Source organism: Enterococcus phoeniculicola ATCC BAA-412, from assembly GCF_000407505.1.
Classification (GTDB): Bacteria; Bacillota; Bacilli; order Lactobacillales; family Enterococcaceae; genus Enterococcus_K; species Enterococcus_K phoeniculicola.
This window is the reverse complement of sequence record NZ_ASWE01000001.1, coordinates 965,002-988,741: the sequence shown is the minus strand read 5'-3', so window position 1 is coordinate 988,741 and position 23,740 is coordinate 965,002. Positions and strand designations below refer to the sequence as shown.

Sequence of the window (23,740 nt, the reverse complement as noted above, 5' to 3'; positions counted from 1 at the left end):
GAAGTAGACAAGAAAGGACGGGGAATAATTTATGATTAAACTGATTGCTTCTGATATGGACGGTACATTGTTAGACGCCCATATGGGAATTTCAAAAGAAAATGCTGAGGCTATTCGTTTTGCCGAATCTAAAGGAATTGAGTTTATGGTTTCCACTGGAAGAAATTATCAAGAAGCACGTTCTGCTTTAGATGAAGTAGGCATTGATTGTGCGATGATTACTTTAAATGGTGCACAAGTATTTGATAAAGGTGGTACCTCATTATTTACTGTTCCGATTGTCCCTGAACGAACCGCTACAATTTTAGATATATTAGATGCTCACGATATTTATTATGAAGTGTCAACAAACAAAGGATTATACTCACAAAGTCAAAGCCGCCGTGTAGAAAGCTTTGCATCAATGATTGCAAGTCACCTCCCTCATTTAACTTATAAAATGGCCATTGCTATGGCTGCTGCTAATCTGGAATTGCTTCACATTGAGTATGTAGACAGTATTCGAGAACTGCTCGTAGACAATAAATTAGAAGTGTTAAAAATTATTTGTTTCCATATGGAGGGACCACAAGTTTTAGGACCTGTAGCAACAGAAATAGATGCACTAGGTGATTTAGCAGTCACTTCCTCTGGTCAAAATAATATTGAAATTAATCATCGTGATGCGCAAAAAGGGATTGCAGTAGCCCATGTTGCCAGTGAACGAGGAATTGATTTGACAGATGTTATGACCATTGGAGACAATTTTAATGATGTAAGTATGCTTCAGGTAGCTGGTGTGAGCTTTGCGATGGGAAATGCAGAGCTTGAAGTAAAAGAATATGCCAAGTATGAAACGGACACAAATTTAGAAAATGGTGTTGGAAAAGCAATTATGCGGGCAATTGAAGAAGAGTTATAAGTTTTAAAGAAAATAGATTAAACAAAGAGAGGTGGGCTTACAGGTGTCAGAATTTTTTATTCAAGAACGACAGCTCAGTAACGTGACGCGTACGATTGTGAAGGACTATCAGGGAAAATCCCTATTTCTTTTAGTCGGGCGTTGGGGAACAAAAGGTGATGCCCTTTCTCTTTATAAAATGAATGGTGAGCTTGTCGCAAGTATTAAACAAGTCAGCTTTACTTTCGGGACTCGTTTTGAAATTTATCAAGGTTTTAAAAAAGTTGGAACATTAAAGAAGATATTTAATTGGCCGGGTGACTTTTACTATATTCGACAGCTTCATTGGACGGTTCAAGGAAATATTTATCGTCATCAATATACCATCCATCATTTCAATCGTTTGGTCATGGAAATGAACAACGCGACTTTACTCACTGGTGATTACTATGTTCTAAATATTCCTGTTGACGATGAAGCACCGCTATGTATTTGTATTGCTGCAATCATGGACTATTGGCTATATAATCGAAAAAAAGGAAAATCACCCCTTCGTCTCAATTTGGATATGAATTAGCAGAATTAGTGGGAACTGAAAAAGAAGATTTTTTGCAGTTTCCACTAAAATAAGAACTTTGGACTTGAGTTCCAAGAACAAAAAAAGAAGATTGAAAATCGTAAAAAGGATTTTCAGTCTTCTTTTCTTTTTATTGGAAGAATCTTCCTTGATTGTAGGTGTGTTTAATCTATCGTTTCTTAAATTGATCGCTATTAGAGAAAAAACAATTTCATCGTGCCTCTGTTGTTTTCCTCAAACAAAGTAAGCCTTTCATGATGTTTGCTCCATCCTCTTTCTAGGATTTTTTAAGAAAATTGGTAGTGAATAGATTCTTTGTACTCTTCAAATAGCGCATTATTTAGCTTGTCGCCACCATCAATATTTGCCGAATAAAACACTGGTGGATTTTTTACACCACTTGAAATTAGGTTTTTACATACTTCAACAATAATAGAGTTAAGAATCGTTGCGCCAACGACTGTTGAAGAAGGGCCGACCTTTTGTTCGATGCCATCCAGACTACAACATGCGTCACCAATATCTCCGTGATTATCTATTACAATATCAGATACTTCAAATAATTTTTTCCCAGAAGTATGACGACTACTTACAGACTTAGAATACACAACATTAGTAAGACAAATAATTTTGACTCCATTTTTTTTAGCGGCAAGTGCTAAATCAAGGATAATTGGATTTCTGCCAGAAACAGAATGTAGAATTAAGACATCCTCTTTCTTAAATCTAACAGTTGAAGCCAGCGCTGTACCGTACCCTTCCAAGCGTTCCATCTGGCTCGTAAAAGTAATTGGCGAACGATCCAGCATAACTTCTCTGCCAAAAATAGCGTTAATTGTCATCATTCCACCCGCACGGTAATACATTTCTTCTGCCAAAATTCCAGCATGACTTGCTCCAAAAATGTAAATAGATTGCTTTTTTAAATTTGCTACGGTTAACAAGTCAATCGCTTGTTTTATAGATTTCTCTTCTTCTTTTTCTACTACTCGTAGTAAATCCGTTATTCTTTCCATATATTGAAACATATTAAAACCCTCCAAACAAACCGCTTATTGCTCGACCAATTATTCCCCATAACGATAAATCATTTCCACCAAAAATTAGCAGCCAATTTTGAATAGTTGAACTAAAGACAACTGCAGAAACTCCGACCAAAGCAACCATTGCAATTGAAGCAGTAGCTGTTCCTATAATAGAACCACGTAAACCACCCTGTCCTTCTCCAATTACGGCAGCCCCACCACATTCAAAGAAGCTAGTAATAACTAATGGCACAATCAGAACACCAAAAATATTAAATGTATTTGCAAGAATTACTAGGACAGTTGAGGTAATCATTGCGACAATGAAGCCTATAATCACAGCATTTGGACGATAGTTGAACAATATAGGAACATCAAAGGCTGGTTTTGCTCCAGGAACCACTTTTTCTGCAATTCCTTGAAAGGCCGGAATGATTTGATTAATCAATAATCGAACCCCATACAACATAATAAGTAGACCCGCTCCAAAGTTTAACCCAGCATCAATAGCAAACATTACTAAGCTCCCACCTTCAGGAACTAATACTGGAGCAATCATACCAATTACAATATTCATGAGAAACATAACAAGCGCACCTGTGATAGAAATTTCTCTAAAAAAAGATAGGTTTTCAGGTACATGTATATCTTCAGTAGATTTTTGTTTATTTCCTACTCTTTTTGCTACAAACCCAGAAATTAACGATAAAATTCCCGTTGGATGACCAATTAAAAAGGAGTCATCACCTGTGGCATCCCAAACGTATTTACGCATAATCCATGGCATAAAGGACCAGTAACACGCAGATAAAATAGCACTCAAAACAATCAGCAGTCCGCCGCTTAGGCCTGCCTCAACCCCTGCTGCTACAAATACAAAAGGGAACCACCAAAGCATGTGACCTGTTAGAAAAATTGTTTTTACAGGAGTAAAGCGTGCAATTAATAAATGAATAATTAAGCCAAGAAACATTGCAAGTCCAACTGTTCCGCCATATTCAGCAGTAAAGGTCACATCTGATAAACCTTCTGTTACCTTCACTCCTAACTGGGTTTGAACTGCGGTATTAATTGGAGAAATAGTCCCCACCAACATATTCACTCCAGCAGTTAATGCAACCATGCCAAATGCAGCAGTCATTGAACCCTTGACGATTTCAGAAAATGATTTTCTTTGAATGATTAACCCAATCATCGCAATCAAGCCTAATAAAACTGGCGGGTTCTTCAATATATAATCGGTAATAAAACTCATTTTTCTAGACCCCCTTTTCTGCTAAAAAAGTTTCCAATTGCTGCTTGACTTCTTCTGTATCCATATATTTTTTTATAGGATAAACAGGAGAAGTTACAGATGCTTTTAATTCAGGAAGTAATTCATTGCTTGTAAAATATACATCCGCCTGTGTAGCTTTTGCAGTTGATAAATCCGTATTTTCAACGGTTGCCTTCACCCCAAGCTCTTTTACTACTTTATCAATAGACATCTTCAACACCATTGAACTTCCTACACCAAATCCGCAAACCGCTAAAATTTTCATTATTTTTTCCTCCTATTTAAATAGATGAACGAGTTCTTCTTTTTTTCCATGTAAAATGGTTTTATATTGGTTGTTATCCATAAATACATTCATAATGTCCTGCAAACTAGACAGATGACTTTCATTATCTTTTGCTGCTAGAATGAGAAAAATTTTCACAGGTTTCCCTTCTAAGTCAATAGAATCTTTGGTAACCAATAAACTCATACTTTGCTGATTAACACCCTCTCCAGGTTTCGCATGCATTAATGCAAAATAGTCCGTTAAAACCATGTATGGGCCATTCTTTTTTACACTTTCAATCATATTTTCTAAATAAGTAAGTGTTATCAATTTCTCTTTTAGCAAAGGCTGACTAGCGATTGTGACTGCTTGCCTCCAATCCTTTGCTGATTTCACCACTTGTATATGATTTTCTGGTAGTAACTTATTTAATTCACTCATTCCTTTACCTCCATCATTTTTGAGATAAACCAATTTTTATCCTCAATTCCTTGCATGATTAATTTCATGACAGATTCTACTTGTTTAACATCTTCTTCTCTAATCATTAATAGGACAATAATATCCACTTTTTGAAGCGCCCATTGAATCGGCTTATCAAGAACTAATATAGAAATTGCTGTTTCATCAACAAACTCCGGATTTCCATGTGGTATGGCAAATCCATTGTCTAAATAAGTTGATTGCAGTGATTCACGTTCAAAAACGGAGTGAATAAACTTTCTTTTTCTATCTTCACTATTGAATAGATGGCGATTAATTAAAAATTCAAGGGCGTCTTTCTTGGAAGAAAAATTATCAAAATATACATGATTAGAAATGAATGTTTTTGTTTTTTCAGTCACAATCCGGTTATCTCGGCTAGACTGCTCATTTTCAATAATTAAATCAATGTAATAATTCATAATACGTTTCATATCTCTAGCTGTAACCATGGGGGATATGCGAACAATTGGTTTTTCCTGACTAGGAATATCCACTGTTGATATAATGAAATCTACATCGGATAAATCCATCTTCTTTATTTTTTCGATAGAGGCAGTTTCGATGCTATCAATATCTGGTAGAATTCTTCGTATTTTTGCTGAGACATATGAACTGGTTCCTATTCCGTTGGGACAAACAAATAAAATCTTGTTCAATCGCTTAATCCTTTCCACTGCTGCTTGAAAATGAATCGCAACAAAACCTATCTCATCATCCGATAAATTCATTCCATAAGTGCGATAGAAATCATTTAGTGCAAACCATACCACTCCATAGATAGCAGGATAATTTTGTTTAATTTCTTCAATTAAGGGATTAACAATTGTAGTTTGTGCTTCAATCCGTAAAATTAGCTGATACAAATGAACTAGCAGATCCTCTTCTAACCGACTATCCTGAGTTAAATCAATCTGAATCCCCTCACTAATTTTTTGGATTAAATGACGAACCTTTCCCCTAAAAGAAAACGGGATATTCTCGCTTTTGATAAAAAACTTTAAGCCACTTCCTACAATTACATAGGTAAGGTACTGAACCTCTTCAGGAGAAAATTGATAGATATTTTTCTCTTCTAGTTTTTTCAATAGCTCGTAAACCAAGGGATATTTATTAAATTCTAAAAAATATTTTCCATATTGGTTTTTTCCCTTTAGATTAATCTCATGGCGTTTATCAGTGCGCTGAACAATCAGCAGAATGGAGACAACAATGCTTTGAAAATAACTCTCAGGAATTTCAAATTGTTTTTCAATGATAGCTTGGTGAAACGCTGAGTTTATTTCATTTAAAAGTGAGGTATCAATTAATCCGTTAATTATTTCTAATTCATTAATATGATTGAGAATTGTCCGTTTAAGGACTCTTTGAATTTGTATTTCACTCCCTTCAAAATAAGTACCTGAGTTATCAAACGTTAAGCTTAATCGTTCTTTTGCAAACACATTTTTTACATAGGCTATATCGTTAGCAATGCTGCTTCTAGATACATAATATTCATCTGAAAGCTGCTGATAACTCAGATGTTCTGAATCTAAAATTCGTTTAAGAATCATGATTCTTCTTTTTTTGCTGTCCTGATAGTGCTCCATATCCATCACCTTCTAAATTGACTATATTTGTTTGAATCATTGAAAGGAAGACCAGAAAGAATATTAAAAAACAATGAGATTGTATGGACACCTCAGAAATCAATAAAACTTAACGCAAACTATCTTTTCCAGCATTTCAATAAATTTCCGATTCGAACTTTATTCTAAGAATAATATATAAAATACTATCCTGATTGAGCGTTAATTTGAATCTGTATATTAAAAGTTGACGTGTGAATAGAAAACTTAAACGAGGTGACTATTCCAATGAAGTAGGAAGAAGCATTTAAACAATATTTCAGCAAGTGGTAAAGAAGTAGGGGTGAGGTAATATCTTGGACGGTTTTAGTAGAAAAATTCCCCCATCTAGGTTTTTTTATTTTTGTGGAGTCAGATATTCAATCGAACTATCATTCTATTTTTACTATAAAATTCTTCAATATAGCTAAATAATACGCGATTTTCTTTGTTGAGAGATAAGTACGTAGTTGTGTATGCTTTATCTTCTTTTCAAGAAACATTAAATGACTTAATACAAAAACATACAAATAAGCCAGACACCAATCACATTGGCATCCGGCTTTTCTATTAGGATTTATAACCTAAGTTTTTATTTTTATGAAGATAGCGTGACAAAAATTAGTTGTCCTTTTCTGTCTATCATCAAGATTGGAAGAGACTGATGTACAATTTTCGGCGTTCTATGATGACCATAAGCTCCTTGTTTGGTTGATGTAGGGACAACTTTCGACTTGTCCCTCAAACATTGTGAAATCAATATTCTAGTCAAATATTTTTTTGCATATGGTCATACAAATGACCACTAATCATGACTTCTCCAACAGCTTTAAATCCTTTTCGTGTGTACAGCTTTCGAGCGCCAGGATTTGCCTTATCCACACTCAATCCGATAATTGATTTTCCTTTTTGTTTGACAAGATTAGGCAATGCATCTAACAACTCAGAGCCGATTCCTTGACCGCGAAATTCTTCTGATACACAGATAGAATCTAAGTACCACTCGTTTGGAAAGGTTTCTGGATCTGTGAATAACTTCGCTGCTGTATCCATTCCATGCGCCTCAAGAACCTTGGTTAGTGGTTCATCAATTGTTGGTTCCTCTTCAGCTGCATAACCAAAAGCAACCCCTGCAATTTTTCCATCAACTTCTTTAACAATTCCATTTGCAAACCCATAACGATAGTTGGCTTCCGCCGCAGCTTCAGCGAGTATTTCAATTGTTTTCTCTTCCCCATATTGGGTTACAAAGGGTAGCTCCATATCTTTTAAAATAACTAATATTAATGGTGCAACAACTGCACCGTCTTCTTTTGTCATTAAGCGAATCATTTTTATTCCTCTCTTTCAAAATTCATTCTAACATTCCCAAACTTTCAATTCAAAGCAGATGAGAATTTTATTAAAATAGATAAGAAAATAATGTTTGTGCATTCAAATAAAAACTACAGATTTCTCTTTGAGCATTCAACAAAACTGCATTGAAACTCTTAGAGAACCTGTAGTTTTTTTCCAATTCCTTTACTATATACCATTAATTTTGTTCAATAATTTTTGTTGAAACAAAATAGCCGTGACTTACTTTTCTATCAGCAATCAAGTCACAATATGGACAAACAATCGCCATTTCTTTTCCAGTATGACTGACTATATTTTTTATTTCTTCATAACGAAATTTTTTCCCGCAATGTGGACAGATCATTTTTTCCATTTTCAGACAGCTCCTTCTTCTCAATTTCCTTCACTTATAGATTACTCCAGTAAGCGTAAAATAGGAAATGATAACCTCAAAAAAGGAGGGATAAATAAGTATTGCACTGGTCATTTTTCACCCGGTTATACTTATTTATATAGTCATTTTTGGTGTACTTCTGATTCACTTTCAGAGAAAAACAAAAATCAATCCACCAAGATTCTTTTTTGTGCATGGTTTTGGTTCACTGTAACTGTATAAGAAGGTGTTACATGATTTTTTTGTAAACGCCAAGAAATGACCTGATTATTTTTTCCCTGTACTCTTTTTAAGGCTTTTGACATGGCATCTTTTGGCATGGGTAGCTGTTTTAGTTCATGTAATGTGATTTTTCTTTTTTGTTGGCTCATTTTTACAAGCTTTTGTTTACTTTTTGTTATTTTTCCAGTATTTGGGTCGATTCGTACGATAGTATCTCCATCTTCAAATACATAATTATAAGATGCGGCAGATGGATTTTCTACGTCCTCTGGTGCATCAAAGGAAATTGCCGTACAGCTATCTTGTTTTGTTTCCTTTTGATAAAGCTGAATGGCTTCTTCTAATGATATTTTGTACTTTTGTTGACTGATGTCTGCTAGCTGGTAACTTTCTCCAAGCAAGCCATACGCCGCTCCAAATAAGAGAATACTTCCTAGCAGAACACCAAAGATAATTTTTTTCATGTCCTCTCTCCTTCTCTTTTTTTCTAGTGTACCAAGAAAGGAAGAAAGAAAACATCGAATTTCCTAAAAGTAAAGTGACAATTTTGTTATCTTGACTAAATTATTCATGTAATTCTAATGGTAATCCATCTGGATCATGGAAGAAAGTCATTTTTTTGTCTGTAAATGGATCTATTCTAATTGGTTCTGTGGCAATTCCTTTTTCATTTAGCTCTGCAATCACAGCTTCTATGTTCTCCACTTTAAACGCTAGGTGTCTTAAGCCGCAAGCTTCAGGATAACTGGGTCTTTGGGGTGCCGTAGAAATGCCAAATAACTCTAGTTCACAATCACCTAATTGTAAGTCCAGCTTATAATCATTTCTTTCTGATCGGAAGTTTTCCCGAATTATGTTAAAGCCTAGTAAGCGAACATAAAAGTCTTTTGATTTTTCATAGTTTGAAGCAATAATAGCTATGTGATGAATGGTTTGTAAATTCATAAGTCATCTCCTAATAAGATAGAGGTCGATACAGAGGAGCTAGATTTTAAGAAACAAGTAGCTTCTGTTCTCGCCAGTTACTAAGGTGTAAAAGATTTGGGACAGTCTCAAGGAAAAATATTTCAAGTTTTCTCCTTCTTTCTTTTTACCCTACTGCGCTCTAAATGTCTAGAGAATCTAAAAACTTATCCTTACAAATGGATTTACTTTCCCCGGAGATTGAGAGAAAATGAAGAGAAAGAAAGGAAGATTGGATGATGAATGAAGTACACCGTTTAACAGATTTAGTGAATCAATTTAGAGATGAACGAAATTGGCGCCAATATCATAATGCAAAAGATTTAGCTATCTCCATTAATTTAGAAGCTTCCGAGCTTTTGGAAGATTTTCAATGGCGAACCAGTGAACAGGCCGTTGAACAAAATTTTGAAAATATTAAAGAAGAAATTGCGGATATTCTCATTTATACATTGATGTTGACTACGGATTTATCAATAGATGTTTCCCAAATTATTGAAGAAAAACTAGTAAAAAATGCAGAAAAATATCCAGTTGATAGTAAAGAAAAATTGAACTTAACACGCGAGAAAAAATAAAAAGCGAGAAAAAATAAAAAAGCAGATAGTTCGCTTATCTCATCCTAGAACTCTATACTTGAAGATAGAATATAGTAAAGGAGTTGAGAGAATGTTTTTGGCGTGGAATGAAATACGTTATTCAAAGCTACGTTATTCTTTAATAGTGGGGGTTATGTTTTTAATTGCCTACCTCGTATTTTTCTTGACAGGCTTAGCTTTTGGCTTGGCACAAGATAACCGAACAGCGGTAGATAAATGGAACGCAGATGGGATTATTCTCTCTGAGGAATCGAATGCAAATATAAATATGTCGATGCTTCCTATCAAAATGGAAAATGAAGTAAAAGGGAAAGAAGTTGCTATTTTAGGACAGACAGCCGGTGTGATTCAGAGAACAGACGATGAAAAAAAAGACGAGAAAATAGATGTTCGCTTCTTTGGGATCCATCCAGATGAGTTTTTAATGCCTGAAGTTACAGAAGGCCGAGCATTTACCAAAGATAATGAGGCAATCGCTGATTCTAGCCTTAAGGAAGAAAATAATATTCAGCTAAATGATACAGTAAAACTTGCGGGTAGTGAGGAAATCATTAAAATCGTCGGCTTTACTTCCAATGCAAAATTTAGTGTAGCGCCTGTTTTGTATACGACTGTTGATACATATCAAAAGCTTCGATTTGAAAAAGTGGATACAACAGAGAATGCACGGGTGAATGCGATTGTGGTTCGAGGTGAAAATCATTCATTAAAAAAGGTCTCTGTGTCAGAGGATACACTTGAAATTATTCCCATTAAAACTTTCATAAATGAGCTTCCAGGATACAATGCGCAAGTTCTTACTTTTGGTTTTATGATTGGATTTTTAATTGTAATTGCCGCTATTGTGATTGGTATTTTTATCTATGTTTTAACGATGCAAAAAACCATGATTTTTGGAGTGATGAAAGCACAAGGAATTTCAAGTCGCTACATTGCTTCTTCGGTAATTATACAAACGGCTCTTTTAGCATTTTTAGGCGTGGCTATTGGCCTTTTGGGAACAGTTGGTACGTCACTTGTCCTGCCTGTAGCTGTACCCTTTGAAAGTAATTGGCTTTTTTATGGAACGATAGCTGCTCTTATGCTTCTAGTTGCCATATTGGGTGCATTCTTTTCAGTAAGAACTGTCGTAAAGGTTGATCCTTTAAAGGCTATTGGATAAGGAGGAAAAATATGAATGCGATAGAATTTTTAAATGTATCTCGACAATTTAAAGATGGCGATACCACTATTCAAGCATTAAAAAAGACTAATTTTTCAGTGGAAAAAGGTGAATTTGTCGCTATTATCGGTCCTAGTGGTTCTGGTAAAAGTACATTTCTTACTATAGCAGGAGGATTGCAGCAACCTTCTGAAGGAGAGGTAAGAATCAATAATCAAGCATTTAGTAGTGAGTCTGAAAAAAAACGAGCTTCCTTGCGTTTTGAAGAAATCGGTTTTATTCTACAGGCATCTAACCTTGTTCCATTTCTTACGGTAGAGGATCAATTGAGGCTGGTTGATAAAGTAAAAAAGACAACAACGGATAAAAAAGCGGTAGCATCTTTATTTCAACAGCTAGGGATTGATTCTTTGAAGAAGAAATATCCCGAACAGTTATCTGGAGGTGAACGTCAGCGAGTAGCAATTGCCCGTTCGCTATATAATGAGCCCTCCATCATTCTTGCTGATGAACCAACTGCAAGTTTGGACTCAGATCGTGCCTTTGAGGTTGTGGATATTCTTGCAAAAGAAACAAAGGAAAAAAATAAGGCTACCATTATGGTTACACATGACCAGCGTTTAATTGAAGCTTGTGATCGTGTATATCTGATGAAAGATGGCGTACTTACAGAAAAATAGTTTTTAGAGAGAATGAGAATCAATTGATTGATTTTTGTTCTCTTTTTTTGTTAGTATTACAGGGAATGTTTAGGAGGAAATGATGAAAAAATTGATGCGCTATTTATTGATGTTTATTATTGCACTTGTTCTTGTTGTGATTGGCTATGTTTCCTATGTTTATCTAAGTTATGCACGAGTAGATGATGCCATTTCTTTGCCTGTAAAAGAAAGTGTAACAGAGGAAATTCGTCCCAATCATCCCTATGTAATCACAACGTTTAACATTGGTTATGCTTCCTACAGTCCCGATTATAGTTTTTTTATGGACGGTGGTCGCTATTCAAGAGGATTTAGTGAGGAAGCAATTCAAAACAACTTAAAAGGAATTATAGAAACGACTCAAGCACTTCAACCTGATTTTGCTTTTTTTCAGGAGGTCGACGAAAAAGCGACACGTTCTTATGGGGTGAATGAAGTCAAAAAATTGACGGATGCATTTGACGGCTATGCCAGTGTGTATGGGCAAAATTACGACTCTTCTTATTTATTTTACCCGTTAACAGAGCCCATCGGGAAATCTAAGTCAGGGCTTGTAACGCTCAGCAAAGGAAAAATTGATGATAGCATGCGGTACTCGCTTCCTATCGAAACTAATTTCAACAAATTTTTTGATTTAGACAGAGCCTTCACGGTTTCAAATGTGCCAGTTTCAAATGGCCATCATTTAACCTTGATTAATGTCCACCTATCGGCTTATACAAAGGACCCTGCTATTCAAAAAGCCCAGATAAAAAAATTAGGGGATGAGATGGAGAAACAGTACCAGTCAGGCAACTACGTCATTGTAGGTGGCGATTACAATCACGCCTTATTAGAAAATAGTGATGCTATTTTTCAAAATACAGAAACAGATTTCAGCTGGAACCAACCTTTTCCAAAAAGTGAATTGCCAAAAGGATTTTCTGTTGCAGAAAAAGGATTAGCCAAAGCAGCTATCCCATCTGTTCGTAATTTGGATGAACCATATAAAAAAGGACAGACATTTATTTCTCTTATTGATGGATTCATTCTTTCAGACAATATATCTATACAAGAACTTTCTGTCGTAGATAAAGCGTTTCAATACTCTGATCATAATCCAGTTCGACTTCAGTTTCAATTATTAGATTAATCAAAAAGACTCAATTTATAGAATGTGGTTCTATGCATTCTCTAAAATTGAGTCTTCTTTTTATCTGTTTTTCCAGTAGTTCAACAGTGCTTCTTTTTCAATTCGTTTCACAAATGCCTCTTTCCCATCTCCATATTTTTCTATATCTCTAGGATATTGCTTAGCTAGTTGTTGTTTCAGTCGTCCATATTCTAAAGAAATCTCAGGCTGCTGTCTGAGATATTCGCAAAAACATAGATGACGTAGAATCTCCTGCGTACAATCATATGGATAAGCGTGAATCTGATGCGTTCGTTTATCTCCACCTTTTCGAAAGTAACGTCGGTTTGGCAATCCAAATTCACCCATCACTTCATATCCTAGTGCTTCAAAATCTGGTGTCTGTTGATCCAATAATTGAATTTCTTTCACAACCAGTAAGATGTCAATAATCGGCTTGGCTTTTAAACCTACTACAGAGGTACTCCCAATATGAAAAATGGCTACCCCATTTTTCCCAAGAATTGGTAGTAATGCTTTTTTTTCCTCTTCATATAACAACGGCCAATTTGACGAATAATTAACCACTTGTATCTCCATCATCAAATAGTTTCTCCTTAATCTTTACATAATAGTCATGTAATACCTTGTTAATTGAGGGGTCTTCTTTTCTTAGTCCCTCTAATTGCTGAAGAACATCAAATGCTCTTTTCCTTGTCGAGGTGCTTGCCTGTTTCTTTACTAATAACCATTCTTCTACTGATTTTTTCTCACTAGAATCCGCTGTATTTCTCTGATTCTCTTTTTTTAGAGGAGACTTCATCGCTTCTTTTTCTTTTTTTAAGACACGCAGTAAACCATTTCTCATAGGTCTTGGAATCTCATAAAAGAAGACTTCCTTGAATCCATGGAGCAAATACTTTTCAAGTATTAACTTATAGATTTGCGGTTGAATCCACCGTCCTTGAGGCGTATCAGAAAATTCTTGAATGGTTTTTTCAGCAAGTGATGGGGGGAAATGTTTCACTTTCCTAAGAAGTGACAGTAATTCTTGAAAGTAGCTATCAGGAAGCTTTGTTAGCTGGCAATCTTCTGTTCGTATTCCTGATAAATCTTTTTTTAAGAAAATCTGATAAGTTTCTATAAACGCTTTTGTATTGATTTCTGCAGAGGTTCTGTTTTCAAAAAAATCTGTTTTCTTTACATGAATGGTTTTTTCTTCTAGCTGTGTTTGCCGATACATACTATCGATTTCTTTTTGTAAAGCCTGATAATCAGAAATATAGATTGGAAAGGCAGCTTCACGAAATTCAGCAACACGTAGATATAACTTTTTGTTAGGTATTTTAGGTTGTTTTAGTCGATTATTGTACATTAATGCCAAGTGGTATTTTTGCCATAGTTCTTCAGGAAATGGACAATTTTGCTGCTTTAGCCATAGCAATTCATCCATTGCTAAATCTACCCTAGTCATTCCCTGAGAAATTGAACTCGCGACATTTTCGGAGACGTGTAAATGCTCAGCAAAGTGGGAAATGCCTAATGTTAATCGCTCCCCAGTCTTTTGTGACTTGACTATGTACTGAACCTTTAGCTCTCGTCCACATTTACAAAAAAGTTTTTCCTGTCTTCGAGAGGTTCGGAAAAAAGGATTCACTTTAAAATCTTCAAATACCCAATCAGTAGCAAGTAAATAATTTTCTTCCAAAAATTGAGATTGAATCAAATAACGGCGATGTTTATTGACGAGTGCCCTTTGATTTTTTGTTAGGCGTTCGTAGATTTCCCATCGTTGAGCACTTGTGTAGTGTTTAGAAATTTTTAAAGGGTAACTCTTTTTACTTAAAATTTCCGGATACCATTCTTTTACTATTTCATCCCATGCGTCCATCATTTTCTCCTTTTCAAACGAATATGCGAACACCAGTTTACCATAAATAGACAAAAAATGGATCTAAACTCATTTTTTTATGAGTAGATCCATCTTTATTAGACTTTATTTGGTTGTAAAGTCTTATAGATTTCTCCAAAATGTTTGTTTATAGTGATTAAACATAATAAACCCGATACTTAAAATTACTAGGAAGAGAATAAGAGAAACAACTAAGCTTGCAGGAACAAATACAATAAGGGCAATTGATCCTCCAATCAACAGGCTTCCTAAAATGAGTGTACCAAACATAGAGAATACCATAGCAAAGTTTCCCCCACCTCGAGTGAATAGCTGAGAAACATTTGTCCAGTTTAAGGAAAGTAGGCGGAAATCTCTGTTGAAATAGTACATCCCTCCAACAAAGCAACCGTACCATGTCCCTAATACTGCAAATAAAACAAGAAGTAACGGTAAATGTAAAATCAGTGCCAACGCAAGAGTAACAATACTCGTTAAAATTACTTGAAACATGTAGGCAAATTTAAATTTCACTTTCATATAGGCTTTCATACTAATCGGCAATGAGCGGACAAAATGTAAGTTCTCTCTATCGAGTGAAATAATTAAGCTAATGATCGAGGTGGAATTAATTGTAAACAGCGCTAAAAACATTCCCGCTAAAAAGGCAATCACCCAAAACTTATTTGAAATACTGCTTAAATTTATTAACCCACCGAATATAGTTGGAAAGGCAAGAATCATCGGCATAATTAATGTTGAAGTTAATACTTGCATTAATAAAGTTGGATTTTTAATTAGATTGATATTGTAGCGTAGTAGCTGCTTAGGCAGTCCATCATAAGTTTGCTTTTTAACAGGCTTAGTTTTTGTCTGTTTCTGAGAGACTGCTTGTGACTCTTCCCCTAAAGCCAGGCGATAAAAGCTAGGAATAACCCATTGTTTTAATACAATAATCAGCAAACCACAAGCAAGAAGAATTCCTGCAAAACTTACGAAACCGTTGACTGAGAATAAGTCTGTCAATACGACATGAAAAGGCAGGAATGGATAGATAATCGCTTGATCCGAGAGCGTTCCATCATATATATTACTTTGTTTTTGGTTGATATACATAATTCCAAAAGCCATTCCAATTGCTGGAATGAGCATCATTAGGGTGGTCATAATGTTCTTATGTTTCATAAAAATTTGCGTCTGTGTCAAACCAGAGACTAGTACTGTACTGATTCCGCAACACAAAAAGAAAAATAGAATGAACAAAATAACACTTAAAGGTAAGCCTATCAAAAGAGATAAGCTAGAACGAACGGTCGTTAAAACAAATAAGACGAAAACAGGTAACAAAAAAGGTAATAACGTTAATGCCACAATTAAAAATTTGGCAAGAAAGACATCCTTTTGCTGAAAGGGTAAAGGAAGATAATCCTTCAAGTCTTTACTATCGTAAAAAACATTATACAAAATCGAGACTCCTTGTGAAAAGGTCATGACCGAAAATAATGCAGCATAAAATGTAAAGAATCCGGGATATTTTGAAAAATCAATGGCAACCATAATAATCCCGTAAATAAAGGTGAAAAATATGCCCATTAAAACATACTGCATAAGAATACTTCGATAAATCTTATTTCCTGTTTTTCCCTTTTTTCGTAGCTGAACAGTTGCTTGGGGATTTGCATAAAGCAGATTAACTTTAAATAAATTAATTAATTGACTTTTATTCATTTTATATCACCCTCCTAACTATCCATTGTTGCTTGATCAGAATGTCTTCCAGTCATGCCTAAGTAGATGGTTTCTAAGGATTCATTTGGAGAAGAAGCGAGTAGATCATCCACCGAACCATTATAGATAAGCTCTCCTTTTTTTAGAATCGCCAGCTCATCACAAAGCTGTTGAGCTGTATCTAAAATGTGGGTTGAAAAAACAACGGTCTTTCCCTTTCTCGCATGCTCTTTCATTAGTTCTTTTAAATCATATGCAGCTTGCGGATCTAGTCCTTGAAGCGGCTCATCTAAAATCCAAATGTCAGGATCAGATAATAATGCACCAATTAAAATGACTTTTTGGCGCATCCCGTGAGAAAAGCTTTCTAGGGTATTTGCTTCTTGTCCCTGGATGTCAAATAAGTTTGTTAAATGTGCAACTTGTTTATTTTTTTGTTCTTCACTTAGACTATAGGCACTGGCAAGTAAGTTCCAATATTCATCAGCAGTTAATTGTAAAAACATATCAGGAGTATCTGGAACATAACCAATTTTTTGTTTGATAGTCAAACGATTTTCTTTCAAATTTTGTCCATCAACAAAAATTTCACCCTCTGTTGGATCAATGATGCTCACAATACTCTTAATTGTGGTTGATTTCCCTGCACCATTATGCCCTAAAAAGCCGAATATACTCCCATTCTTAATGGTTAAGTTTAAATCATTCAGTGCAACTTTTTCCCCATAAACTTTTCTCAAATGTTTTAATTCAATCATATCTTTCCCTCTCTTCTTTCCTAAAAGTTAACGCTTAATAAATTGATTATACTACAAGTAATTTAGGAATATAAAAAAACAATGAAACTTTTTTCAGAAAACAAAAAAATGAGGGGAAATTATTCCCCCCACACCGCTTTTTCTCTATATTATACAGCTCATCTATTCACAAACTATTTTTAGTTAATCAGAATCATATGGAAAATATAAGTGTCATTCTTAATTTCTTTTCCGTGTGTTTCTCGGTTGAAAAACCATGTGTTTTTCTCAGTGAGCTGTTTGTTCCTTTAATCCTTCATAAAAGCTCGTAAAATGAACCGCATCACTTTTTCCATATAAATCTTAGGATCATGAGCATACGCACCGCCATGAGGAGCCCCGGCAACAACATAGACCTCTTTTTCACCTTTTGTTGCTTGTACGACATCCTCCAACATTGAAAATGGTACAAATGTATCAGCATCTCCATGAATGAAAAAGATAGGCAAGTGATTCTTCTTTAATTGTTCGACAGAGGAAGCTTCTTTTAATGTAAAGCCCGATCGTAAATTTGTGACCGTGCTTGCAGCATTCATCACAGGAAAACTTGGCAAATGAAATAATTCTTTTAACTGGTAGGAGAATATCCCATAAGCTGAGGTATAGCCGCAATCTTCAACAATACATTTTACATTTTCAGGTAGAGTTTCACCAGAAGCCATCATCACTGTTGCTCCACCCATTGATATCCCATAAAGGACAATAGCAGATTTTGGATCATCAGAAACCAGCTTGTTACACCAATCTCTTACATCTAGTCTATCTAGCCAGCCCATTGTCGTATAATCCCCTTGGCTTTCTCCACTTCCACGGCAATCAATCGTTAACACATTAAATCCATATTGATAAAATTGAAAGGCCATTTCTTGCATAGCATATCGGTTGGACAGATACCCATGAACAAGAATCGCCCATTCGTGTGTCGGTGATTTCTGTAAAAAAGAGGTACCAATTAATTGAAGCCCATCAAATGACATCAACTTTTCAGGACGCTGTTCTACTGTTTTTAACCACTCTTCTCTTTCTTGTTTACGAGCTTCTCTAGCACGCTCTTCCCCACTTGTCCCAGCAGGCAAATTCGGATTGTTTTCTAAAAAAGGTTTCTTTTCTTTTTTTAAAGCGACATTATAAAAATAATTCCCTACTGCAAAATAGCCAGCAGCAAGAGTCGCACCTGCTAACAACCCTTTTCCTAGTGTTTTTTTATTCATAGATGTTACTCCTTTTGATTAATCTGTTTGTTAGTATTATTGTAACGTAACTATAAATATTTCCCAAGAAAAAGACAATAAGCTCCTTTTCTTCCTAGAAAAAACGGTTGAATTTTTAGTTGTGATTTCCATTTCTTTCAGAAAAGCGGTAAACTAGATTAGAAATATTGAAAAATAATCTTTAAAATTGAGTTTATAAACTAGTTCAATAGCTGAGGAGATTTCACGTAGAATTTATTGAATATTTTACTACTCATTTTTATGTTTAACGATAATAAGGAGGAAATAGGATGAATATTTTATTTATTTCAATCTCAGGAAATACACGTTCATTTGTGAATAAACTTGCGGACTACGCAAAAGAAAAGAGCGCATCCGATTCTCTGGCGCCGGTCATTCAGTTAAAGGAGATTCACGAAAATTCTGACTTTGAAAAAGAAAATGAAGCTTACTTTGCTTTTGTTCCCACTTATCTAGAGGGAGGAAATGGAATCGATAATGGCGACGTAGAAATCTTAACGAACGTATTAGGGGAATACATGGACTACGAAAAGAATTATGAACTTTGTTTGGGAATTATAGGAAGTGGGAATAAAAACTTTAATCACCAATACTGTTTAACTGCAAAGCAATATGCAGAAAAATTTGCAATTCCTGTACTGGATGATTATGAATTACGCGGAACTACTGCAGATGTTGAACGAATTTATGCTAAACTGCTTAAAAAAATCAAATAGAAAACGAGAACTGGAAATAACTATAATCGTTACTTCCAGCTCTCGCTTTTTATTTATATTGGTTGGAAACAGAAGCAATTTTCTGCCTTCACTCTTTTTTATTCACTGAATATAGTGACTGTTCGATACCAAGCATGCGTATTTCCTTCATCATAAGCTTTGTAATTCCAACCAGACATAGAAAAGCCAATGAAAGCGATGAAAATACCTGCTGCAGTCATCAGAATCCCCACCTTGAATAATTCATTCATTCTTTGTTTAAATACGTCTCTAACTCTCTGTTTTTTCATACGAATTTATACCTCCAGCCAAATAAGATTTTTATGATTCGTTTTGTAAAAATGCTTGTTCCGCGTAAAAAAATACTACTAATTTTGTATGTAACAATCGTGAAAATAAGACCTAAACCAAAGAGTGTGATTCCTACTCCAAACTGTGTAATCCCTATGAAAGCACCATCTTGAAGGGCAATAAGACTTGTAACGGACGCGACTACCCCACCAATGACTCCAGCAAATGCGAATGATCCGGTAATGAATGGACCACACCATAAAACTATATACCCTGACAAGATGACCAAAATTGCTGCTAATAATAAACTTCCCCATAGCGGAAATCCTAAAATGGCAATAATTATCAGAAACGGCATTGTTTTTCTCGGTACTTGTTGTTCTTTTACTACAAACCAAGATTCAAAATTATCATAAATAAGAGAATCCGGATTGCCCAATTTGAAAATTGCTTCTTCTTCAGAATAGCCATCCTCTATTAAATCTTGAATCATTTCATTACAGTAAGCTAAAAAGGTATCTTTTTCTTCGATAGGTGCACCTTTTGGTATTTTCCGTTCCAATTCCACCAAAAACATTTGTTTATTTTTTTTCATGATGTTAAACTCCCTTCAATAAATGCATAAATTTCTTCTACCTGTACCCTGCTTTCCATAAATTCCGTGAGAATGATTCGTCCATTCGGGGTAATTTTATAGTACTTTCTAAGTCGTCCATTATATTCTTGCGAAAAAGTCTCTACGCTTTTTTTTGATTCTAAACGCTTTAAAATCGGATATAGTGTAGACTCAGTAATTGGAATTAATCCAGAAATATTTTTGACAATATCGTAGCCATACGAAGGCTTTTGATTGAGGTATGCGAGGATACAATACTCCAACATTCCTTTTTTTAATTGACTATCCATCTCAACACCTCCCTATGCACAATACTATACAACGCATAGTATGGAGAAGCAAGAGAATTCACGAAAAAAAATAAAAATAGGTCTCTAGACTTAGAAGAGATTGGAACATTTCTGTTCCGATCTGAAAACAGGTGCTGTACATCATTGGAAGTGAAACTACGTGATTTGCAGCATCAAGTAGGTATATCTATTTCTTTTAGAAATAGTGTATTGATGCAATTTCAGCTTATTTTCGAATCCTTAAAAACTTTAGTATGTCCTATGCATAGAAGTTATTTAGAGCGAAGCGCAATTCTTATCTCGCTAATAGAGATTGATGAGAGCGAAACGAAGTGGAGATTAGTTGCCTCTCGTTCCTCTTTCAAAATTCTATTTAAATTAAGGCAAAAATAAGAGGAGTCTGGAACATAACTATCATAGTCATATTCCAGATCTCCTAGAAATCCTGCTAAAACGAGCACACCCACTGCTGTTCTCATTTTGACACGTAAAGTCTTTATCTTAAAATATCAATCAAATCTTTTTTGGAAGCTTCTGAAGCTGGCATAACCGAGAAAATTAACCCTATTCCACTTGATACACCGATAGCTAATGCCACTGTAAAGAAATCAATGGATACAGAAACATCAATGAGTGAGCCGATTGCATAAGCAAATAAGATCCCAAAGATATAGCCTATGATTCCTCCAACTAATGTCAGCGTCATTCCTTCTAATAGAAACTGCATTTTAATCGAACGGCGTGTTGCACCTAACGCACGACGAATACCAATCTCCTTTGTCCGCTCTGATACAGAGATATACATCATGTTCATGACACCAACTCCTGCAATAAAAAGGGAAATTCCTGCAACTGCAGAAATAAAATACGTAATCGTACTTAAAATTTGCCCAATCCCATCTGTTAACATAGCTGTATCAAATACTTGATACTCGCCGAAATCATGCATGGAGCCGTCTTTTTTTAGCAAGTCTATTGCTTCGGTGGTTACTTCACTTGGTGTTCCTCCACTTGCAATAGTCATCGTTAAGCTATAATTATTTTTTTCTGGTTCAAAGTAATACGTGTAGGTCTTTTTGGGAAGCTGAATATTGCTCTCAGGTAAAGAAAACATGCTCGTCATTTCCTCGCCCTGATAGACACCAACAATTTTAAATATCTGTCCGTTTAGCTCTATTCCTTTACCTATCGCTTTGTTTTCTGCATCAAATAATCCTTGAGCTGTGATGGAATCGATTAGGGCAACCTTATTTTGTGTTTCGTTATCTAAAGTAGTCAAATTACGTCCGTATAACAATTCTTTTTCCGTAGCATCCACAAGCTCTATTTGCTTGCTTTCTTGTTTGTCCTTAATGGTGATTTCCTTATAAATACTTGACATCTCCTGCTGAGGATAATCAACATTTTCAACTCCGGAAACGGTTTTTAAAAGAGTGATATCTCTGTCAGAAAAAAAGCCAAGATTACTAGAATATAACCCATCATTATTAGGGGTGAAATTAATTTGGATTTCCACTTTATCAGAATCATTATTTGTTAAACTTTTAATCGTATCCTTTTCAAAACCTCTTCCTAATGACAAGATAGCAATAACTGCAGCGATTCCGATAATAATCCCAAACATTGTTAGTAAGCTGCGTTTTCGATTCTTTTTTATCGATCCAAGAGACGATCGCCAATTGACATAGAATTTCATCTCGCCAGCTCCTTATCTTCAATAATCGCGCCATCTCGAATACTGATTAATCTGGAACAATAAGGAACAAGTTCTGGATCATGGGTGACCAAAATGATAGTCGCGCCATCTTCTTTATTTAAATCAACCAGTAAATTCATGATGTCTTCTGAAGTATGGGTGTCTAACGCTCCTGTTGGTTCATCAGCAATCAGAAACTTTGGCTTGTTGATTAATGCTCGAGCAATAGCAACACGTTGTTGCTGTCCCCCAGATAATTGTTTAGGATGCTTCCCCGCTTTATCAGCTAGCCCGACTTTTTCAAGTGCTTGCATGACACGCTCCTTGGTTTGATGAAACCCATAACCATTATATAGAAGTGGCAATTCAACATTTTCATACACAGTATTATTCTCTATAAGACTAAAATTTTGAAAGACAAATCCAACGGTCTGATTACGAATTTTTGAAAGCTTGTCATCTGAAGAGGTAAGAAGAGATTCACCCTCGAAAAGATACTCTCCTTCAAACTTGCGGTCAATAAAACCTAACAGGTTAATCAAGGTTGATTTTCCTGATCCAGAAGGCCCCATTACTGCAATCATTTCACCTGGGGAAACATGCAGATTGATATCTTTGAGAACATGGAGGGTTTCTTCTTCGCTTTTATAATATTTATTTATATGAATCAAATCAATCATTTAGTTCACCGCCACTTCTTGACCATCTTTCAGTTTGCTATCTGGATTTGAGATGAGCTGATCTTTTTGCTTCAACCCCTCTTTTAGAATAGTAACCCCATTTACCTCTTCTACTTTAACTGCTTGTTTTTTCACTTTTCCTTTTTGATATAAATAAACGAATGTTTGATCTTTTTCTTTGATTACAGCTTTGTTAGGGATTCGTAATTCGTCAATAGGTAAAGTAATCTCAACACTGTATCCATACTGAAGGCTTTCATCAGGTTTCACCAAAAAGGTGTAATTAGCCATGGTTGTTTGAGTACCAGTTGTTTGTGCTGTAGTAGCTTGTGGTAATTGGTTGACTTCTGAAATCGTTCCGTTAATTTCTTTGCTTTCACTCATTGCACGTAGCGTTACTTTTTTCCCTTTTTTTACACGAGTATAGTCATATTCGGAAACAGTTCCTTCAATTACTGTATTTGGACTAACAATGGTCACCAGCGGAACACTTGGATCTGTTTTTCCTTTCAAATTGACATAGGCAATCCCTGTTGAAGTAGCAGCTACATTAGTAGTTACTTTTTTCTTTGTTTTTTCAATCGTTTCATTCGCATCTGTTAAATCTAGGGTTGCTGCATCTAAGCTTTGCTGCGCCTGACTGATTGCCTCTTTTTGAGCATCTAAAGACTGATCATATTGCTCAATTTTTGCTTCTAGCTCTTGCTGTTTTGCTGCACCTTTTTCACTATTTGAGTCTTGTCGGTTATATTCAAGCCGCGCTTCTTCTCGCTTATTTGTTAAATCACTTTGTTTTTGATACGCGTTATCTAAATTTTGTTGTGCATTCGAGACGGCAAGATTCAGCTTGTCTATTGACTGCTCTTGTTCAGATGCTTGATCTTCTACTGTTTCATTTTGGTAAGTCAAAAGAACTGTCTTTTCTTTGACCTCTTGCCCATCTTTTATAGCGATATTACTTATCTTCCCTAACGTTTGATCATAATAGACTTCTTCTATTTTTTCAGCTTGCACAACCCCCTTAAATAATAATGGATCTGTTTGCTCAAGGGTTACTGTTTGATAGCTTGTCTCTGCTGGCTTCTCGCTTTTTTTCAAATTGATAAAGATTGCTACAATTAAAATTATGACAATAAGCAGCCCGCTAATGATACTTAGTTGAATTTGTTTCTTTTTTGATAGCTTTTTCATTAT

27 protein-coding genes are annotated in these 23,740 nt (G+C 35.3%); 7 read left to right on the top strand and 20 right to left on the bottom strand.

The features are described from left to right. The first annotated feature begins 31 nt into the window (after positions 1-31). Both I589_RS04460 and I589_RS04455 read left to right on the top strand, forming a co-directional pair. The gene (locus tag I589_RS04460) at positions 32-901 is read left to right on the top strand and encodes a Cof-type HAD-IIB family hydrolase (protein ID WP_010769314.1); all 870 of its coding nucleotides are present in this window, start codon (positions 32-34) and stop codon (positions 899-901) included. A 43-nt stretch (positions 902-944) separates the two neighbouring features. Further along, a complete protein-coding gene (locus tag I589_RS04455; RefSeq protein ID WP_010769315.1) occupies positions 945-1,457 on the top strand; it encodes an LURP-one-related/scramblase family protein in 513 nt (170 codons plus the stop codon). Between the two features lie 287 nt (positions 1,458-1,744). Here the strand turns inward: I589_RS04455 and I589_RS04450 are convergent, their stop codons facing one another. The 9 genes from I589_RS04450 to gloA2 form a co-directional block, all read right to left on the bottom strand. After that, positions 1,745-2,485, bottom strand: a complete 741-nt coding sequence (locus I589_RS04450; RefSeq protein WP_010769316.1) for a sugar isomerase domain-containing protein — start codon at positions 2,483-2,485, stop codon at positions 1,745-1,747. A 1-nt stretch (position 2,486) separates the two neighbouring features. After that, on the bottom strand, positions 2,487-3,737 hold the full coding sequence (gene ulaA, locus I589_RS04445) for a PTS ascorbate transporter subunit IIC (RefSeq protein ID WP_010769317.1): 1,251 nt from the start codon (positions 3,735-3,737) through the stop codon (positions 2,487-2,489). 4 nt (positions 3,738-3,741) lie between these two features. Then, positions 3,742-4,023 (bottom strand): PTS sugar transporter subunit IIB, encoded by a 282-nt coding sequence (locus I589_RS04440; RefSeq protein ID WP_010769318.1) that lies wholly within the window; start codon positions 4,021-4,023, stop codon positions 3,742-3,744. A gap of 12 nt (positions 4,024-4,035) precedes the next feature. Further along, entirely contained in the window at positions 4,036-4,467 is a 432-nt protein-coding gene (locus tag I589_RS04435; protein WP_010769319.1) for a PTS sugar transporter subunit IIA, read from the bottom strand. Further along, complete coding sequence (locus I589_RS04430; protein WP_034684365.1) at positions 4,464-6,107, bottom strand: BglG family transcription antiterminator; 1,644 nt, start codon at positions 6,105-6,107, stop codon at positions 4,464-4,466. Before I589_RS04430 ends, I589_RS04435 begins: the two co-directional genes overlap by 4 nt. A gap of 780 nt (positions 6,108-6,887) precedes the next feature. Then, a complete protein-coding gene (locus tag I589_RS04425; protein WP_010769321.1) occupies positions 6,888-7,451 on the bottom strand; it encodes a GNAT family N-acetyltransferase in 564 nt (187 codons plus the stop codon). A gap of 202 nt (positions 7,452-7,653) precedes the next feature. Next, entirely contained in the window at positions 7,654-7,830 is a 177-nt protein-coding gene (locus I589_RS18455; protein WP_010769322.1) for a hypothetical protein, read from the bottom strand. 188 nt (positions 7,831-8,018) lie between these two features. Continuing rightward, positions 8,019-8,537 carry a PepSY domain-containing protein gene (locus tag I589_RS04420; protein ID WP_010769323.1) on the bottom strand — a complete coding sequence of 173 codons (519 nt, stop codon included), beginning with the start codon at positions 8,535-8,537 and terminating at the stop codon, positions 8,019-8,021. A 100-nt stretch (positions 8,538-8,637) separates the two neighbouring features. Further along, on the bottom strand, positions 8,638-9,018 hold the full coding sequence (gene gloA2, locus I589_RS04415) for an SMU1112c/YaeR family gloxylase I-like metalloprotein (RefSeq protein WP_010769324.1): 381 nt from the start codon (positions 9,016-9,018) through the stop codon (positions 8,638-8,640). 257 nt (positions 9,019-9,275) lie between these two features. Between gloA2 and I589_RS04410 the strand changes: the two genes are divergently transcribed. From I589_RS04410 to I589_RS04395, 4 genes are all read left to right on the top strand, one after another. After that, entirely contained in the window at positions 9,276-9,614 is a 339-nt protein-coding gene (locus I589_RS04410; RefSeq protein WP_010769325.1) for a nucleotide pyrophosphohydrolase, read from the top strand. Between the two features lie 91 nt (positions 9,615-9,705). Continuing rightward, the gene (locus I589_RS04405) at positions 9,706-10,797 is read left to right on the top strand and encodes an ABC transporter permease (RefSeq protein ID WP_010769326.1); all 1,092 of its coding nucleotides are present in this window, start codon (positions 9,706-9,708) and stop codon (positions 10,795-10,797) included. 11 nt (positions 10,798-10,808) lie between these two features. Further along, positions 10,809-11,477, top strand: a complete 669-nt coding sequence (locus tag I589_RS04400; RefSeq protein ID WP_010769327.1) for an ABC transporter ATP-binding protein — start codon at positions 10,809-10,811, stop codon at positions 11,475-11,477. Between the two features lie 82 nt (positions 11,478-11,559). Continuing rightward, positions 11,560-12,630 carry an exonuclease/endonuclease/phosphatase family protein gene (locus tag I589_RS04395; RefSeq protein ID WP_010769328.1) on the top strand — a complete coding sequence of 357 codons (1,071 nt, stop codon included), beginning with the start codon at positions 11,560-11,562 and terminating at the stop codon, positions 12,628-12,630. Positions 12,631-12,690: 60 nt separating this feature from the next. Here I589_RS04395 and I589_RS04390 read toward each other — a convergent pair whose 3' ends face one another. The 5 genes from I589_RS04390 to I589_RS04370 form a co-directional block, all read right to left on the bottom strand. Then, a complete protein-coding gene (locus I589_RS04390) occupies positions 12,691-13,212 on the bottom strand; it encodes a GrpB family protein (protein ID WP_010769329.1) in 522 nt (173 codons plus the stop codon). Beyond that, the gene (locus I589_RS04385) at positions 13,190-14,500 is read right to left on the bottom strand and encodes a hypothetical protein (RefSeq protein WP_010769330.1); all 1,311 of its coding nucleotides are present in this window, start codon (positions 14,498-14,500) and stop codon (positions 13,190-13,192) included. The genes I589_RS04390 and I589_RS04385 overlap by 23 nt, the downstream gene beginning before the upstream one ends. A 123-nt stretch (positions 14,501-14,623) precedes the next feature. Beyond that, complete coding sequence (locus tag I589_RS04380) at positions 14,624-16,228, bottom strand: hypothetical protein (RefSeq protein ID WP_010769331.1); 1,605 nt, start codon at positions 16,226-16,228, stop codon at positions 14,624-14,626. Positions 16,229-16,242: 14 nt separating this feature from the next. Continuing rightward, positions 16,243-16,986 carry an ABC transporter ATP-binding protein gene (locus tag I589_RS04375; RefSeq protein ID WP_010769332.1) on the bottom strand — a complete coding sequence of 248 codons (744 nt, stop codon included), beginning with the start codon at positions 16,984-16,986 and terminating at the stop codon, positions 16,243-16,245. A gap of 287 nt (positions 16,987-17,273) precedes the next feature. Further along, a complete protein-coding gene (locus I589_RS04370; RefSeq protein ID WP_010769333.1) occupies positions 17,274-18,236 on the bottom strand; it encodes an alpha/beta hydrolase in 963 nt (320 codons plus the stop codon). Positions 18,237-18,526: 290 nt separating this feature from the next. On the opposite strand from I589_RS04370, the gene nrdI reads away from it, so the two are divergent. Next, positions 18,527-18,973 carry a class Ib ribonucleoside-diphosphate reductase assembly flavoprotein NrdI gene (nrdI, locus tag I589_RS04365; RefSeq protein WP_010769334.1) on the top strand — a complete coding sequence of 149 codons (447 nt, stop codon included), beginning with the start codon at positions 18,527-18,529 and terminating at the stop codon, positions 18,971-18,973. Between the two features lie 98 nt (positions 18,974-19,071). Here the strand turns inward: nrdI and I589_RS04360 are convergent, their stop codons facing one another. From I589_RS04360 to I589_RS04335, 6 genes are all read right to left on the bottom strand, one after another. Beyond that, positions 19,072-19,263 (bottom strand): hypothetical protein, encoded by a 192-nt coding sequence (locus tag I589_RS04360; protein WP_010769335.1) that lies wholly within the window; start codon positions 19,261-19,263, stop codon positions 19,072-19,074. Then, complete coding sequence (locus I589_RS04355) at positions 19,260-19,859, bottom strand: DUF1700 domain-containing protein (RefSeq protein WP_010769336.1); 600 nt, start codon at positions 19,857-19,859, stop codon at positions 19,260-19,262. The genes I589_RS04360 and I589_RS04355 overlap by 4 nt, the downstream gene beginning before the upstream one ends. Continuing rightward, on the bottom strand, positions 19,856-20,170 hold the full coding sequence (locus tag I589_RS04350) for a PadR family transcriptional regulator (RefSeq protein WP_010769337.1): 315 nt from the start codon (positions 20,168-20,170) through the stop codon (positions 19,856-19,858). The genes I589_RS04355 and I589_RS04350 overlap by 4 nt, the downstream gene beginning before the upstream one ends. A gap of 496 nt (positions 20,171-20,666) precedes the next feature. Beyond that, positions 20,667-21,866 carry an ABC transporter permease gene (locus tag I589_RS04345; RefSeq protein ID WP_010769338.1) on the bottom strand — a complete coding sequence of 400 codons (1,200 nt, stop codon included), beginning with the start codon at positions 21,864-21,866 and terminating at the stop codon, positions 20,667-20,669. Next, positions 21,863-22,546, bottom strand: a complete 684-nt coding sequence (locus tag I589_RS04340; RefSeq protein ID WP_010769339.1) for an ABC transporter ATP-binding protein — start codon at positions 22,544-22,546, stop codon at positions 21,863-21,865. The genes I589_RS04345 and I589_RS04340 overlap by 4 nt, the downstream gene beginning before the upstream one ends. Further along, on the bottom strand, positions 22,547-23,737 hold the full coding sequence (locus tag I589_RS04335; protein ID WP_010769340.1) for an efflux RND transporter periplasmic adaptor subunit: 1,191 nt from the start codon (positions 23,735-23,737) through the stop codon (positions 22,547-22,549). Between the last annotated feature and the right edge of the window lie 3 nt (positions 23,738-23,740).